This window comes from Cytobacillus sp. ABV4_503, from assembly GCF_056158445.1.
This window is the reverse complement of record NZ_JBSWTH010000001.1, coordinates 3,494,863-3,510,567: the sequence shown is the minus strand read 5'-3', so window position 1 is coordinate 3,510,567 and position 15,705 is coordinate 3,494,863. Positions and strand designations below refer to the sequence as shown.

The following is a 15,705-nucleotide window of genomic DNA, read 5'->3' as shown; positions in this document are numbered from 1 at the left end:
ATGTCATTAAAGAAAATGATTAAAGAAAAATTCCCGCAGCAGACAAATCAAGACTGGGAACAAAATGCGGAAAAAGCTCTTAAAGGGAAATCCTTAGAAACATTATCACGAAATACATATGAAAACATAAAATTGAAACCGCTTTATTCCAGAGAAGACATGGGAACTGGTGCATTATCTCAGTATCCGGGCTTAGAAGATTTTAGAAGAGGTTCCTATGCAGCCGGATACCTGTCAGAAAAATGGAAGGTTGCACAGAAAATTAGTGCTTCCACTTCCGAAGAGCTGTCAGATAAACTCCATGCCGCCATAAATAAAGGGCAGACAGCGCTGGCTTTCGAGCCTGAACTGTTAAAAAATCCAGAGAAGATAAGCGCGGCTGTTGGCGAACTCTATGACAAATATCCTTTCAGTGTGGATGCAGGCCCAAATCAGCACTTATTAATAGCAGGTCTTAGTGCAGTAAAAGGACAAGAAAAAGTCTCTGGATACATTGCCGCCGACCCGCTAGCTATTGCTGCTGCCGATTCACTGAACGGCCGCTCAATCGATGAGCTATATGAAAATTTGAATGAAACGGTGAGTGTGGCAGCTGTAAATCTGCCCAGCCTGAAAACAATCATGGTAAATTCTGCGATCTATCATAATGGCGGCGCAAATGCTGTCCAGGAACTTGCATTTTCACTTGCAGCAGGGGTAAATCACCTGCAATATTTTCTTGAAAAAGGCAAAAGTACCGAAAAAATGTTATCCAAAATGGTTTTTAAGTTTGCTGTTGGCTCAAACTTTTTTATGGAAATCGCCAAGCTGCGTGCCGCAAGGGTTTTATGGGGAAAAGTGGCAGAAGCATACGGAGCTGATGGTGACGGTAAAAAAATGGTCATTTCAGCAGAGACATCCTTTTTTACAAAGTCAGCCTATGATTCCTATGTGAATATGCTGAGAGCAGGAAATGAAGCGTTTGCAGCAATTTTGGGAGGAGTCCAATACCTTCATGTCAGCCCATTTAATGACCCGGAAGGATCTCAAACTCCTTTTTCAGAACGGATTGCCCGCAATACTCAGTTGATTTTAAGGGAAGAGGCGCATTTACTGAAGGTGTCTGATCCAGCAGGCGGCTCCTGGTATATTGAGCATCTGACAAATGAATTGATTTCTAAATCCTGGGAACTTTTCCTTGAGATAGAAGAGCAGGGTGGAATGGCGGATGCCCTCCAATCAGGATGGGTTCAGGATCAGATTATTCAAGTACTTGAAAAGAAGAAGAAAGATGTTCATACAAGAAAACAAAGTATCATCGGAACGAATATATATGCAAATCTTGATGAAAAGCCGCTTCAGATAGAAATGGAAACCGTCCGTAACAGCAGGAGTGATCTCAAGACTATCACACAGGTTCGTCTTTCTGAGTCCTTCGAGGGTTTGCGGAATTTATCTGAAAGATTAAAAGGAAAGGGCATTCGTCCTGAAGCAGGTCTTATCTGTCTGGGAGCATTGAAAGACCATAAGGCGCGTGCTGATTTTATTTCCGGCTTCCTGGCTCCCGGAGGGGTTGATGCAGTTAAAAGCGGTTCGGTATATAACCCTGAAGATGCTGAAGCATTTATTCAAAAAACAAATTGCAGGCATTATTTTATTTGCGGATCAAATGAACTATACGATAGCATGGCTGTACCTTTAATTAAACAATTGAAAGAAGCTTTCCCGTCAGCTGAAATCTATTTAGCCGGCCTTCCCGAAGAGAGGAATGAGAACGCTGGCATCGGCGGATACATTCATGTAAAGAGCGATTGCTATGAAACTCTCTTAAATATGCTGAACGAGATGGAGGCGGCAAGCAATGGCCAATAAACCTGATTTTAAAAGCCTGGATATTCTTGAAGCAAAACAATCAGCCAAAGATGACTGGAAAAGAAAAGCTGAGGAAGAAATCGATTCATCCATTGATCATCTTCTCTTTGAAACAAATGAGCAAATAAATGTAAAGCCTCTGTACACAAATGAAGACCTTAAAGACATGGAGCACCTAAACGGTAAGCCTGGACTGCCCCCTTATACAAGAGGGCCATATTCAACCATGTATGTGAACAGGCCATGGACTGTCCGGCAGTATGCCGGTTTCTCTACTGCAGAGGAAAGTAATGCCTTTTACAGGCGCAACCTTGCAATGGGTCAAAAAGGCTTATCAGTCGCTTTCGATCTGGCTACTCATAGAGGCTATGATTCAGATCATCCAAGAGTCGAGGGAGATGTCGGGAAAGCTGGCGTGGCCATTGATTCCATCCTGGATATGAAGACCCTGTTTAATGGGATACCTTTAGATCAAATGTCTGTATCCATGACGATGAATGGAGCGGTATTGCCTGTCATGGCTTTTTATATTGTTACAGCGGAAGAGCAGGGAGTAAGCCAGGAGAAACTTTCTGGAACGATCCAGAATGATATCTTAAAAGAATATATGGTGCGCAACACATATATATATCCTCCGGAAATGTCCATGAAGATCATTGCCGATATTTTTGAATATACTTCAAAATACATGCCTAAGTTCAATAGCATCAGTATTTCTGGCTATCATATGCAGGAAGCGGGGGCTCCTGCTGATATTGAACTTGCCTATACGCTGGCAGATGGTCTCGAATATGTAAGAACCGGCCTTAAAGCTGGAATCGATATCGACTCCTTTGCACCAAGGCTCTCGTTTTTCTGGGCAATCGGCATGAATTACTTTATGGAAGTGGCAAAAATGCGGGCAGCCCGCTTCATATGGGCAAAAATGATGAAGACCTTCGAGCCGGATAATCCAAAATCAATGGCACTTAGAACGCATTCTCAAACCTCTGGCTGGAGCTTAACAGAGCAGGATCCGTTTAATAATGTAACAAGGACTCTCATTGAGGCGCATGCAGCTTCAATGGGCCATACACAATCCCTTCATACGAATGCACTGGATGAAGCCATTGCATTGCCGACAGACTTTTCTGCCCGTATAGCTAGAAATACGCAGCTGTACCTTCAGGAAGAGACAGGGATCACGAATGTAATTGATCCTTGGGGCGGCTCTTATTATGTTGAAGCTTTAACAGATCAGTTAATTAAGCGCGCCTGGGAGCATATTGAAGAAATCGAAAATCTTGGCGGAATGGCCAAGGCGATCGAAACAGGCTTGCCAAAAATGAAGATCGAAGAAGCGGCAGCCAGAAGGCAGGCACAAATTGATTCCGGAAAAGAAACCATAATAGGTGTGAATAAATACCGGCTGGAAAAAGAAGAGCCGATTGATATCCTCGATATTGATAACACAGCTGTCCGATTAAAGCAAATCGAGAAGCTGGAGCAGCTGAAGGCTTCACGCGATAATGAGAAAGTTGCTGAAGCCTTGGAAGCTATTACAAGAGCTGCAGATACAGGGGAAGGAAATCTTCTTGAGCTAGCAGTAAATGCAGCCAGGGTTCGAGCCACTCTTGGGGAAATTTCTGAAGCGATTGAAAAAGTGGCCAATCGCCATAAAGCAATTATCCGTTCTATCAGCGGCGTGTACAGTTCTGCTTTTTCCAACGAAGATGAAATTGCAGAAGTGAAGCAGATGACAGATGAATTTCTTGAAAATGAGGGAAGGAGGCCGCGGATTCTGATTGCCAAGATGGGGCAGGATGGACATGACAGAGGAGCAAAAGTCATTTCCACTGCCTTTGCCGATCTCGGCTTTGATGTGGATATAGGCCCTCTTTTCCAGACACCGGAAGAAACAGCCATGCAGGCTGTAGAAAATGATGTTCATGTCATTGGCATCAGTTCACTTGCTGCCGGACATAAAACCCTTCTTCCGCAGCTTGCCGCTGAACTGAAAAAACTGGACAGGGAAGATATTATTGTCGTCATTGGCGGGGTTATTCCGGCACAGGATTATCAGTATTTATATGAGCATGGTGCTTCTGCCATTTTTGGCCCGGGCACCGTCATTCCAGTGGCAGCCCAAAAAGTCATCAGGGAGATATACAGCCGTCTCGGGTATGAGGAAGTGACCCAGTAAATGACTGAGGATAAGAAACCGGAATGGTTTGATGAAGAAAAAGCAGATAATTTTTCAAGCATTGTCCGCGGTGGTGTGGATACAGGTGAGCCGGAGCTGAAATTTGAGAAAAAAGGCAGGTTTCAAAAAAAATCTGCCGCCCTCCCTGATCTTAACGTTCTGGAAGAAGGCATTTTGAATGGCAGCAGAGGTGTGCTTGCCAGAGCGATCACTCTGATTGAAAGTAATGCAGAACATCATTTTCGTCATGCACAGGAAATCCTGCTCAAACTTTTGCCCCATTCAGGACAATCGCTCAGGATTGGGATAACAGGGGTGCCGGGAGCAGGTAAGAGCACATTCATTGAATCATTTGGGACATACCTATGTGATGCAGGATTAAAAGTAGCGGTGCTTGCCGTCGATCCGAGCTCCAGCTTGAGCGGCGGCAGCATCCTTGGCGATAAAACGAGAATGGAGCAGCTGTCCAGAAACCCAAATGCATTCATAAGGCCTTCCCCTTCAGCAGGGAAATTGGGAGGAGTCCACCGGAAAACAAGAGAAACCATGCTTCTGTGTGAAGCGGCAGGCTTTGATGTAATTCTGGTCGAAACAGTCGGTGTGGGACAAAGTGAGGTCATTGTCAGGGACATGGTTGACTTTTTTATGCTATTAACGCTGACAGGGGCAGGCGATGAATTGCAGGGAATGAAAAAAGGCATTATGGAACTGGCGGATGCGGTAATTGTCAACAAAGCCGATGGAAGCAATAAAAAATTGGCCGAGAAAACAAAAGCAGAATATAACCGTATTCTTCATTTTCTCCAGCCTGCTACAAAGGGATGGCAAACCAGAGCCTATACCTGCTCTTCTGTTTTTAATCAGGGCATCCCTGAGATATGGAAAGTAATCAAAACATTTGAAGATACCTCAAAAGCCTCAGGCGTGTTTGAGGAAAGAAGAAGACTCCAGACAAAACAATGGATCCATTCCATGATCCTCGATCAGCTTCAATTCAGCTTTTTTTATCATCCTGCAGTAAAGCCGCTCCTTCCAAAAATCGAAAACGAGGTCATCGCAGGAAACAGGACGGTTACATCTGCAGTGGAAGAATTGTTTAATATCTATTCGAAAAGATAAAGCTGCCCGCGCCGGGGCAGCTTTTCATACAAAAAAATGGCCAGTGCCTTGCGGGCACTGGCGAATCTAGGGAGTTTAGGGGTATGGATCTAGCTGTAGTTTTATCTTTCCCCCATAACCCAAAAGCTAAACTTTTTTATTCGAAAAATTGACTTGATTGTAAAATTTGTTCTTGTCTTGGTATTATGTATATAGTGAAAAAGAAATTTGGCAGAGGAGCGATGATTATGAATATGGATTTCAATTTATTTATGAATGATGTTGTAAGGCAGGCGCGGCAGGAAATTGTGCATGCTGGCTATACAGAATTAACGACACCGGAAGAAGTGGATGAAGCCCTTAATAAAAAAGGCACAACACTTGTAATGGTGAACTCAGTCTGCGGGTGTGCAGGCGGAATTGCCCGTCCGGCGGCCATGCATTCCCTGCATTATGATAAGCGCCCTGACCATTTGGTTACTGTATTTGCCGGCCAGGACAAAGAAGCAACAGAAAAAGCAAGATCTTATTTTACCGGTTATCCGCCATCATCACCATCTTTTGCTCTTCTTAAAGACGGAGAATTATGCACGATGATCGAGCGCCATGAAATTGAAGGACATGAGCCAATGGCTGTTGTTCAAAAACTGCAGGATACCTTTGAGAAATATTGCGAAGAGCTTTAAATAGCGGAAAGGTCCCGAATTTCGGGACTTTTTTTTGTGTGTATACTTGTCTGAATAATTAAACTTCGTATAAATATTTAAAAATGTTATTGCATAAATATAAAAATCTGTTAAAATTCATTTTAGTGAATATTTATTAATAGTTATGCAGAAATTATTCATATTTTATAGGGGGAAACTAAAATGAAAAAAGTCATCATGTTTGCTTTAAGTATACTTTTAGTCAGTGTATTAGCTGCATGCGGCACAAGTGAAGAAGCCAGCACGGGAAGCGGATCAGGGGAAAACTCAGATAAAAAAGTATTAACAATGGGCACGTCAGCGGATTATCCGCCATTTGAATATGTAGATTCCGCAAAAGGGGAAGAAATTATCGGCTTTGATGTGGATTTGGCCAAAGCGATCGCTGAAAAACTGGGTTATGAGATACAAGTAAAGGATATGGACTTTAACGGATTGATTCCTGCATTGGAAACAAGCCAGGTTGATTTTGTTCTGGCCGGTATGACACCTACTGAAGAGCGCAAACAAAACGTTGATTTCAGTGATGTATATTATACAGCGAGCCACATGATCGTTTCAAAAAAAGGAAGCGGAATTGAGTCATTGGAAGATTTGAACGGAAAAACTTTAGGAGTTCAGCTTGCCTCCATCCAGGCAGATAAAGCAGAAGAAATTGGTGAGACAGTTGATATGACTGTGGAAAACCGCAATCGCATCCCTGAATTGATTCAGGAAATTATGGCAGGCCGTTTTGATGCTGCCATGATTGAAGACACTGTTGCTAAAGGATACTTTGAAAAAAATGAAGATTTAGCCGGTTTTACTATCGAAGAAGCTGAAGCGGAGGCAGGTTCGGCCATTGCTTTTCCTAAAGGAAGCGATTTAACTGAAAAATTTAATGCAGAGCTTTTGAAGATGAAAGAAAACGGTGAATTGGAAGAACTAATCGTAAAATGGTTTGATAACAAATAATTCCGCTGGGAATTGGCGTCCAAGGCATATTTTCCTTTGGACGCTTTATTCTTCTCGAAAACTAATAAACTACTTATAGAGAGGATGGAAAGATAGTGAATCTGGATTTTCAGCAGTTCATCCCCTCCCTTCCATATATACTGAAAGGCATTGGCGTCACGCTTCAAATAGTTTCTATGGCAGGGATACTGGGTTTTGTCTTAGGCATTATTCTATCATTCTTTAAAATCAGCAGATTTAAACCTCTTGGGTGGATTGCAGATGCCTATACATCCGTCTTTAGAGGAACACCTCTTGTTCTTCAGCTAATGCTCATTTATTATGGATCACCACAGCTGATCGGGTATAAAATTGATCCTTCCACAGCTGCCGTCTTGTCTTTTGGACTAAACTCAGCAGCCTATATTTCGGAGATTATCCGGGCCGGCATCCTGGCCGTAGATAAGGGCCAAAGTGAAGCGGCCATGGCTTTAGGTGTACCATATAGGCCGGCCATGATGGATATCATTCTCCCGCAGGCGATGAAAAACATTTTGCCTGCTTTGATGAACGAGTTTATTACCCTGACAAAAGAGTCTGCAATCGTAACGGTTATTGGTGTTACAGACGTGATGCGCCGGGCTTACATCGTGGGAGGCGAAAAGTTTTCATACTTCGAACCAATACTGATTGCCGGGCTTATCTATTACATTATGGTTATGATCCTGACTGTGCTTGGAAAAGGGATCGAAAGGAGAATGAGACGCAGTGATTAAAGTGGAAAATTTGCATAAACATTTCGGTAAACTTGAAGTTCTTAAAGGTATTTCTACCAGTATTCAAGATGGCGAAGTAGTAGCAATTATTGGTCCATCCGGTTCCGGCAAGTCAACATTGCTGCGCTGCATCAATCTCCTAGAAATGCCTACAGACGGCCGGATCATGATTAACGGGCAGAACATTACGGATAAGAGCACGAACATTATGAAAGTGCGCCAAAATGTGGGAATGGTTTTTCAGCATTTTCATTTATTTCCACACAAAACGGTTCTGCAAAACCTGACCTATGCACCAATGAAGGTTAAGGGAGTTTCGAAATCGGACGCTGAGAAAGCAGGGCTCGAGCTTTTGGAGAAGGTCGGATTATCAGCCAAAGCATACGAATATCCAAATCGGTTATCCGGGGGACAGAAGCAAAGGGTCGCGATTGCCAGAGCTCTTGCTATGAAGCCTGATGTCATGCTGTTTGATGAACCGACATCCGCTCTTGACCCGGAAATGGTGAAAGAAGTGCTGGACGTTATGAAAAATTTAGCCCATACAGGCATGACAATGGCAATTGTAACCCATGAAATGGGATTTGCCCGTGAAGTGGCAGACAGGGTGCTTTTCCTGGATGGCGGCGTGCTTGTAGAGGATTCTTCACCTAAAGAATTTTTTTCTAGTCCTAAGAGTGAACGTGCAAGGGATTTCTTGCAAAAAATGCTATAATCGATATATGCTATGGGAGAAGATGATCAAAAGGATCATCTTCTCTTTCGCTTTTCTCAAAACTAACAGCCTTCTTATAATTTGATGCGGGCAAATGAATATAGGAGTTTGACTAAATGAAGTACAGAATTGGCTACCGGACAATCAAGACTGCCGTGGGAACTTCCATTAGCATTATGATTGCACAAATGCTGCAGCTTGATAATTTTGTCTCTGCAGGAATCTTAACTATTTTATGCATAAAAGTAACGAAGAAAAAGTCTCTGCGCGCTTCATGGGACCGTTTTTTTGCCTGCTTAATGGCAATGGTGTTTTCTTCCTTGTTTTTTGAGGGGATTGCCTACCATCCGCTTGTAATTGGACTGCTGCTTTTGTTTTTTATCCCCGCAGCTGTCATGGTAAAGGCCAGTGATGGGATAGTGACAAGCTCCGTTATTATTCTGCATATTTATTCTGCAGGGAAAGTTTCAAAGGAACTCCTGCTGAATGAACTGGGCATTATTACTGTCGGTATTGGTGTGGCGCTCATCGCAAACCTCTATATGCCCAGTCTGGAATCGAAGCTTAAGGAGTATAGACTCGAGATAGAGGATAACTTTAAGATAATCTTTGATGAAATCGTGAAGTATTTGCGCACGCATGAAAGCAGCTGGGATGGCAGAGAAATCACTGAAACGATGGAATTGATCGATAAGGCAAAAACATTGGCTTTCAGAGATGTCGAAAACCATTTCCGAAGGAATGATAATTTATATTATCACTATTTTAAAATGAGGGAAAAACAATTTGAGATTATTGAGCGTGTTCTTCCAAGTGTTACGTCCATTGCATTGCCTGTTGAACAGGGGGAGATGATTGCTGACTTTATTGAGGAGTTATCGGACCACATTCATCCAGGGAATACGGCCATTCAATTTCTGGAGAAATTATACCGAATGAGAGTTTCATTTGAAAATATGGAGCTCCCCAAGACAAGAGAGGAATTTGAGGCACGGGCTGCGCTGCTTCACTTTGTAAAAGAAATGGAACAGTATTTAATTATAAAAAGCTCTTTTATAGGATTAAAGGATAGGGAAATGAATCAAGACAGGACAGCAGAAGCAAACTAAGGAAAAGGAATTGGAGCGTGAATGATCATGCTGAAGTTTGCTGCAGCGGCCATCATGTTTTTTTCATTTTCCCCAATCTGGCCTTTGGGACCCAACCCGCTGCCAGGAGATCCATTTTTAATTGTCAATAAACGGACTAATGAAGTTGCGTATATTCAGGATAATAATGTCCAGAATGTCATCTCAGCTGCAACCGGGAAAACGGATGATCTTACACCTGAAGGCCTGTTTACTGTTACTGTAAAGGCAGCGGATCCTTACTATAGGAAAAAGGAAATTAAAGGCGGTGACCCCCGTAATCCGCTAGGGTCAAGATGGATTGGGTTTGACGCAGAGGAAACAGATGGCAGAATCTATGGCATTCACGGAACCAACGATCCATCGTCCATCGGCAGATATGTCTCCAATGGATGTATTAGACTGCAGAATGAAGCTGTCGAGTCGTTATATGAATCCGTGCCGATTGGAACAAAGATCTTAGTAGTCACCTCGACCAAAAACTTTGACGAACTAGGAAGAGAATACGGCGCAATAAAAAAAGATAATTAAAAGAATGTACAGCTGCATCTGAATGGATGCAGTTTTTTAATGCCTTGTATGACTGGAAAGTGTTATAGATGTAAAATAAATTCTAAAATATGTTAGATAAATTAGATAACCTGTTAAAAATATGTTGGATAAAACAAAAAAAGCTGCCCGGAATGGCCATCCGCAGCAGCTGAAAAAATCTACATAGTTTCTGTTATAAAAACATCGACATTCCCATAATGAGTGTAGATGCGAGCATTGCAAATATCATTAAATAAACAATTACCTTTGTCATTTTCTTATTTGACATTCTATTCCTCCTCGTCCCAATTCTTATTATTATTTTACTAAGAATCTTCAAATTGAACAACCGCTCAATTTTTAAAAGGATTTTCGACATTTTTAACGAATATTTAAATAATAGTCTTAAAATATGCCCGCATTCTGCGGGAAATTGATAATATCCGACATCCATGAGGAGGAAACCAGATGATCCAGAAGGTGGACCATATAGGGATTGCTGTCAGGTCTCTTGATGAAGCGCTTCCATTTTATACTGAAACGCTGCAGCTAGAATTTCTCGGAATTGAGGAAGTGGAAAGTCAAGGGGTAAAGGTTGCTTTTATTAAAGCAGGGGAAACGAAACTTGAGCTGCTGGAACCGACAAGTGAAGAAAGTCCAATTGCCAAGTTTATAGAGAAGCGAGGCGAAGGTCTTCATCATGTAGCATTAGGTGTTGACAGCATACAGGAACGCATTAATCAAATGAAGGAACAGGGCATCAGGATGCTGCAGGATGAACCGAAGATTGGTGCTGGCGGTGCCCAGGTAGCCTTTATGCACCCGAAATCAACAGGCGGCATATTATACGAATTTTGTGAAAAGAAAGGATTGAAATAAAGCATGGCAGACATCTATGAGAAAATAAATGAGTTATACGACCGCCGCAGGGAAGTCGAACTGGGCGGAGGGGATGAGCGTATACAAAAACAGCATGAAAAAGGGAAACTGACTGCCCGTGAACGAATCGATTTATTAGTTGACCCGGGCACATTCGTTGAGCTGAATCCATTTATTGAGCACCGCAGCACAGATTTTGGATTGGAAAACCAAAAAGGCCCCGGCGATGGTGTTGTAACTGGCTATGGTAAAGTCAACGGACGGCCTATCTTCTTATTTTCCCAGGACTTTACTGTTTTTGGCGGTGCCCTTGGGGAAATGCATGCAAAAAAAATTGCCAATGTAATGGATTTGGCGGCAGAAAATGGGGCTCCATTTGTAGGCTTGAATGATTCCGGAGGTGCAAGAATTCAGGAAGGTGTTGTTTCCCTTGATGGGTACGGCCATATTTTCTACCGGAATTCCATTTATTCAGGAGTGATTCCTCAGATCTCCGTCATTATGGGGCCTTGTGCAGGCGGAGCGGTTTATTCTCCAGCGATCACGGATTTTGTCTTCATGGTGGAAAAAACGAGCCAGATGTTCATAACTGGCCCAAAAGTAATCGAAACGGTAACTGGGGAAAAAATTTCACCGGAGGATCTGGGCGGTGCCCGTGTGCATAACACAATCAGCGGAAACGCACACTTTAGAGGCGAGTCCGAAGAGGAAGTTATTGAGCAGGTGCGAAGTCTTTTAAGCTACCTTCCACAGAATAATAAGGAAAAACCGCCATTGTCAGAACGGGATGAGGACGATGATTACCGTCCGGATCTGACAGACGCCATTCCTTTTGATGCCCTTCGTCCATATGACGTCCGAAAAGTCATTGAACAGGTAGTGGATAAAGATACTTTTATGGAGGTACAGCGTGACTTTGCTAAGAATATTGTAGTCGGGCTTGCCCGAATCAAGGGTGAAACGGTGGGACTTGTCTGCAATCAGCCGAAGGTAATGGCAGGAGGACTTGATATTGATTCTTCCGATAAGGCTTCAAGGTTTATCCGGTTCTGTGATTCCTTTAATATTCCTCTTATTACATTTGAGGACGTTACAGGCTTTTTCCCAGGTGTTAAACAGGAGCATGGCGGGATCATACGGCATGGTGCAAAGATTCTCTATGCTTACTCAGAAGCAACAGTGCCAAAGCTTACTGTTATTTTAAGAAAAGCTTTCGGCGGAGCCTACGTTGCCCTTAACAGTAAATCTATCGGCGCAGATCTTGTATTTGCATGGCCGAATGCGGAAGTAGCCGTAATGGGTCCTCAAGGTGCAGCCAACATTATTTTTGCAAGGGAAATCCAGAATAGTGAAGATCCCGAGGCCACCAGAGCACAAAAAATCGAGGAGTACAGAGAAAAGTTCGCTAATCCATATGTGGCGGCAAGCAGGGGCATGGTGGATGATGTCATCGATCCGCGAGAAACGAGAATCAAGATCATTCAGGCGCTTGAAATGCTGCGAAATAAAAAAGAAAGCAGGCCGCATAAAAAGCATGGAAATATTCCGCTATAAATGATTCCTTATTTGCTGTGCCAAAATTTTGGAGTTATACTTGCTTAGTAAGCTTAAATTTGGAGGTTTGTACATAAATGATTAATGAGGAACGCTTATTAAACGAATTTCTGGAACTGGTGCAAATTGATTCTGAAACAAAGTATGAAGCTCAAATTGCAAAAGTCCTGAAGAAAAAATTCAGGGATCTTGGGGTTGAGGTGTACGAAGACGATACAACTGCACAGACCGGACACGGTGCAGGCAACCTCATCTGCACTCTGCAGGGAACTAAAGAAGGAACAGACACAATTTATTTCACTTCCCATATGGATACGGTTGTTCCTGGAAAAGGAATTAAACCTTCCATTAAGGACGGCTATGTTGTAACAGATGGAACAACGATCCTGGGTGCCGACGACAAGGCAGGACTTGCTGTTATGCTGGAAGTTGTTAAAGTCCTGAAAGAGCAGAATATTGCTCATGGAACTATCCAGTTTATAATCACAGTTGGTGAAGAATCCGGACTGGTCGGAGCGAAGGTACTCGATCCTTCACTTGTTAAAGCGAAGTTCGGCTATGCACTGGACAGTGACGGAAAAGTGGGAAATATTATCGTTGCCGCTCCGACACAAGCAAAAGTAAAAGCTGCTATTCTAGGGAAAACAGCACATGCCGGTGTAGCCCCTGAGAAAGGCATTTCTGCTATCACTATGGCAGCGAAAGCGATTTCAAGAATGCCACTTGGCCGCATTGATGAAGAAACAACGGCTAACATTGGGCGTTTTGAAGGCGGCCAGCAGACGAATATCGTGTGTGATCATGTTGATATTTTAGCAGAAGCACGTTCATTAATTCCTGAAAAAATGGAACAGCAGGTAGCTAAAATGAAAGAAGCTTTTGAAAGTGCTGCCGAAGAAATGGGCGGCAAAGCTGAAGTGGATGTTCAGGTTATGTACCCTGGCTTTAAATTTGGCGAAGGTGACCATGTCGTTGAGGTAGCCCGCAAAGCCGCTGCCAAGATTGGCAGGAGCTCCGAGCTTCTTCACAGCGGCGGCGGAAGCGATGCGAACGTTATTGCCGGTTTAGGAATTCCTACAGTCAATCTTGCTGTTGGCTATGAAGAAATTCATACAACCAATGAGCGCATGCCTATTGAAGAATTAAATAAATTGGCTGAAATGGTTATTGCCATTATCGAAGAAGTCTAAGCGTAAGCTTAAAGAAAGGGAACCCGATGCGGTTCTCTTTTTTATATTACTGAATTCAATTAGTTTCCTCACTAGTTAGAAAATAATGGCTATGGTATATTAGTTCTATACATAAGAGTTTCCGAGGAGGAAATGGAATGACTGAAAATAATAAAGCTGTCGTTTTCTGTGCAGGAAATGAGGAGTATGCCACGCCCATTCCTTTTGTTATATCAATTGAAAAAATGGAGGGCATTACACCGATTCCTCATTTGCCTAGTCATGTAAGAGGAATTGTTAAAGTCCGGGGAGAGCTAATTCCCGTTGTTGATTTTGAAGAAATTCTTTACAGCCGGACACTGCCCGATAGCGACTCAGCAAGAATGATCGTGCTGCAGACAGACGAGCTATCATTCGGAGTGCTAGTGAATGAAGCCAAGGAAATTCTCGATATTCCAGCAGACTGCCTGAAACAGCCAGGTTTGATTGCCTATCAAAAGACCAATTATTTTACAGGTGTAGCCAATATCGAAAGCAGGCTGATTACCATAATCGACCCTGCAAAGCTGGTGGAATCTCTGGAAGGAATAAGGGAAATAAAGGAGTATATGAAAACGCAGCACACAACAGCATAGTGATCGAATATAAAAACAGGGGATCAAGATTCTCTGTTTTTGCTTTTATAAAATCCTTCTAATAAAAGAAAAGAAAAATTTCTGCTAAAATAGAATTGAATTATTTTTACAGGGAAGTGCCGGCATGAAACAAATGTATCCAAAAAACGGGAGAGTTATCCTCCATGTTGATATGAATAGTTTTTATGCTTCGGTTGAAATGGCTTATGATCCCACATTAAAGGGCAAGCCTTTAGCGATCGCAGGCAATCCGGAGGAGAGGCGCGGAATAATTGTGACTTGCAGCTATGAGGCAAGGAGCTTCGGCGTAAAAACCACCATGCCTCTATGGGAGGCTAAAAAGCTCTGTCCCCAGCTGATTATAATGAAGCCAAATTTTGAGAGATATCGTGCAGCTTCTATGGGAATGTTTGATATATTGCACGAATATTCCTCCCTTGTTGAACCTGTATCCATTGATGAAGGATATGTGGACATAACAGACAGCTATGAGTTTGGGAGCCCAATAGAGATTGCCGAGACGATACAGAAGCAGATCTTTCAGCAGCTCGATTTGCCCTGCAGCATCGGTGTTGCTCCCAACAAATTTTTAGCCAAGATGGCTTCTGACATGAAAAAGCCAATGGGGATTACTGTTCTCAGAAAAAGAGATGTACCGCATATTCTATGGCCAATGCAAGTGGAAGAAATGCACGGAGTCGGCAAGAAAACCGGGGAAAAGCTGAGAAATCTCAACATCACCACTATCGGCGAATTGGCAAAAGCGGATGAAATTATTTTAAAAGCAGCCTTGGGCATCAATGGCCCGAGACTGAAACAAAAAGCTAATGGCCAAGATCTTAGAAAAGTCGATCCGGAATCGGCTTCTGAATTTAAAAGTGTGGGGAATTCGACTACACTGCCAAGGGACGTTTCAAATCAAAGAGAGCTGCTTCAGGTGCTTGAAAAATTGGCTGCACAGGTTTCTTCCAGACTGAAAAGGAAAAAAGTAATGGCGGTATCTCTGGGGATTACCATTCGGTATAAGGACCGGAAAACCATTACCAGAAGCCGCAAACTGAAGAATCCGATTCAGCAGGATGAAGATATTTATCAAATGGCAAAAGAGCTTTTTATAAAACATTGGAATGGAAATGCAGTACGATTGCTGGGCATTACAGGAACAGACCTTGTTTATCCCGAACAGGCGGTTAAACAGCTGGATCTATTCAGTTTTGAAAAGGATGCCAGAAAGGAGCCGTTATTTCAGACAATGGAACTTTTGCGCAAGAAATACGGAACTAAAATAATCGACAATGCAGGTGCACTTTCGGAAATGAAATTGACCCGCCCCAAAATCGGCACTGATACCAGCTTTGATAAAGACTTTTTGCATAGTATGCCTGAAAGGGGCAATAAAAAAGAAAAAGATGATATTTCATGAGTTTTTCAGGCGGCTATAAGCTAAACTAAGACAGGAAAGTTGAATAAGAATAGGAATCTTGCTAAAGTAAAGTGGATTCTTTTATTGGATTAAATGTTCATAAAAACTCTTAAGAAAGCTTTTTT

General features: G+C 42.6%; 15 protein-coding genes. 14 read left to right on the top strand and 1 reads right to left on the bottom strand.

What is annotated here, in order from left to right:
- The 9 genes from ACXAD1_RS17675 (at position 1) to ACXAD1_RS17635 (ending at position 9,920) form a co-directional block, all read left to right on the top strand.
- Positions 1–1,851, top strand: coding sequence for a methylmalonyl-CoA mutase family protein (locus ACXAD1_RS17675; RefSeq protein WP_474910675.1), 1,851 nt, complete (start codon positions 1–3; stop codon positions 1,849–1,851).
- Entirely contained in the window at positions 1,841–4,033 is a 2,193-nt protein-coding gene (gene scpA / locus ACXAD1_RS17670) for a methylmalonyl-CoA mutase (RefSeq protein ID WP_474910674.1), read from the top strand. Before ACXAD1_RS17675 ends, scpA begins: the two co-directional genes overlap by 11 nt.
- Entirely contained in the window at positions 4,034–5,152 is a 1,119-nt protein-coding gene (gene meaB / locus ACXAD1_RS17665) for a methylmalonyl Co-A mutase-associated GTPase MeaB (protein WP_370224756.1), read from the top strand.
- A gap of 227 nt (positions 5,153–5,379) precedes the next feature.
- Positions 5,380–5,817: a BrxA/BrxB family bacilliredoxin gene (locus ACXAD1_RS17660; protein ID WP_009332872.1), complete on the top strand. Its 438-nt coding sequence runs from the start codon at positions 5,380–5,382 to the stop codon at positions 5,815–5,817.
- A 183-nt stretch (positions 5,818–6,000) separates the two neighbouring features.
- The gene (locus ACXAD1_RS17655) at positions 6,001–6,792 is read left to right on the top strand and encodes a transporter substrate-binding domain-containing protein (protein ID WP_370224758.1); all 792 of its coding nucleotides are present in this window, start codon (positions 6,001–6,003) and stop codon (positions 6,790–6,792) included.
- A 95-nt stretch (positions 6,793–6,887) separates the two neighbouring features.
- Positions 6,888–7,547 (top strand): amino acid ABC transporter permease, encoded by a 660-nt coding sequence (locus ACXAD1_RS17650; protein WP_206838435.1) that lies wholly within the window; start codon positions 6,888–6,890, stop codon positions 7,545–7,547.
- Entirely contained in the window at positions 7,540–8,262 is a 723-nt protein-coding gene (locus tag ACXAD1_RS17645; RefSeq protein WP_474910673.1) for an amino acid ABC transporter ATP-binding protein, read from the top strand. Before ACXAD1_RS17650 ends, ACXAD1_RS17645 begins: the two co-directional genes overlap by 8 nt.
- A 116-nt stretch (positions 8,263–8,378) precedes the next feature.
- Entirely contained in the window at positions 8,379–9,371 is a 993-nt protein-coding gene (locus tag ACXAD1_RS17640) for an aromatic acid exporter family protein (protein WP_206838428.1), read from the top strand.
- A 21-nt stretch (positions 9,372–9,392) separates the two neighbouring features.
- Positions 9,393–9,920: a L,D-transpeptidase gene (locus tag ACXAD1_RS17635; protein WP_206838425.1), complete on the top strand. Its 528-nt coding sequence runs from the start codon at positions 9,393–9,395 to the stop codon at positions 9,918–9,920.
- Between the two features lie 193 nt (positions 9,921–10,113).
- Here ACXAD1_RS17635 and prli42 read toward each other — a convergent pair whose 3' ends face one another.
- A complete protein-coding gene (gene prli42, locus ACXAD1_RS17630) occupies positions 10,114–10,209 on the bottom strand; it encodes a stressosome-associated protein Prli42 (protein ID WP_019380208.1) in 96 nt (31 codons plus the stop codon).
- 179 nt (positions 10,210–10,388) lie between these two features.
- Here prli42 and mce point away from each other — a divergent pair, with 179 nt between their 5' ends.
- The 5 genes from mce to ACXAD1_RS17605 all read left to right on the top strand — a co-directional run bounded on the left by mce (position 10,389) and on the right by ACXAD1_RS17605 (position 15,580).
- Entirely contained in the window at positions 10,389–10,799 is a 411-nt protein-coding gene (mce, locus tag ACXAD1_RS17625) for a methylmalonyl-CoA epimerase (RefSeq protein ID WP_206838422.1), read from the top strand.
- Positions 10,800–10,802: 3 nt separating this feature from the next.
- Positions 10,803–12,353, top strand: coding sequence for an acyl-CoA carboxylase subunit beta (locus ACXAD1_RS17620; protein WP_474910672.1), 1,551 nt, complete (start codon positions 10,803–10,805; stop codon positions 12,351–12,353).
- A 77-nt stretch (positions 12,354–12,430) separates the two neighbouring features.
- On the top strand, positions 12,431–13,543 hold the full coding sequence (locus ACXAD1_RS17615) for a tripeptidase T (RefSeq protein ID WP_463445823.1): 1,113 nt from the start codon (positions 12,431–12,433) through the stop codon (positions 13,541–13,543).
- 137 nt (positions 13,544–13,680) lie between these two features.
- Positions 13,681–14,157 (top strand): chemotaxis protein CheW, encoded by a 477-nt coding sequence (locus tag ACXAD1_RS17610; protein ID WP_206838416.1) that lies wholly within the window; start codon positions 13,681–13,683, stop codon positions 14,155–14,157.
- A gap of 124 nt (positions 14,158–14,281) precedes the next feature.
- Entirely contained in the window at positions 14,282–15,580 is a 1,299-nt protein-coding gene (locus ACXAD1_RS17605) for a DNA polymerase IV (protein ID WP_474910671.1), read from the top strand.
- Positions 15,581–15,705 lie beyond the last annotated feature (125 nt).

Bases quoted from the DNA above. Each gene is read 5' to 3' on its own strand.
- prli42 (WP_019380208.1), bottom strand. From the start codon at position 10,209: ATGTCAAATAAGAAAATGACAAAGGTAATTGTTTATTTAATGATATTT.
- meaB (WP_370224756.1), top strand. From the start codon at position 4,034: ATGACTGAGGATAAGAAACCGGAATGGTTTGATGAAGAAAAAGCAGAT.
- ACXAD1_RS17615 (WP_463445823.1), top strand. From the start codon at position 12,431: ATGATTAATGAGGAACGCTTATTAAACGAATTTCTGGAACTGGTGCAA.
- ACXAD1_RS17675 (WP_474910675.1), top strand. From the start codon at position 1: ATGTCATTAAAGAAAATGATTAAAGAAAAATTCCCGCAGCAGACAAAT.
- ACXAD1_RS17610 (WP_206838416.1), top strand. From the start codon at position 13,681: ATGACTGAAAATAATAAAGCTGTCGTTTTCTGTGCAGGAAATGAGGAG.
- mce (WP_206838422.1), top strand. From the start codon at position 10,389: ATGATCCAGAAGGTGGACCATATAGGGATTGCTGTCAGGTCTCTTGAT.
- ACXAD1_RS17620 (WP_474910672.1), top strand. From the start codon at position 10,803: ATGGCAGACATCTATGAGAAAATAAATGAGTTATACGACCGCCGCAGG.
- scpA (WP_474910674.1), top strand. From the start codon at position 1,841: ATGGCCAATAAACCTGATTTTAAAAGCCTGGATATTCTTGAAGCAAAA.
- ACXAD1_RS17605 (WP_474910671.1), top strand. From the start codon at position 14,282: ATGAAACAAATGTATCCAAAAAACGGGAGAGTTATCCTCCATGTTGAT.
- ACXAD1_RS17660 (WP_009332872.1), top strand. From the start codon at position 5,380: ATGAATATGGATTTCAATTTATTTATGAATGATGTTGTAAGGCAGGCG.
- ACXAD1_RS17640 (WP_206838428.1), top strand. From the start codon at position 8,379: ATGAAGTACAGAATTGGCTACCGGACAATCAAGACTGCCGTGGGAACT.
- ACXAD1_RS17635 (WP_206838425.1), top strand. From the start codon at position 9,393: ATGATCATGCTGAAGTTTGCTGCAGCGGCCATCATGTTTTTTTCATTT.
- ACXAD1_RS17655 (WP_370224758.1), top strand. From the start codon at position 6,001: ATGAAAAAAGTCATCATGTTTGCTTTAAGTATACTTTTAGTCAGTGTA.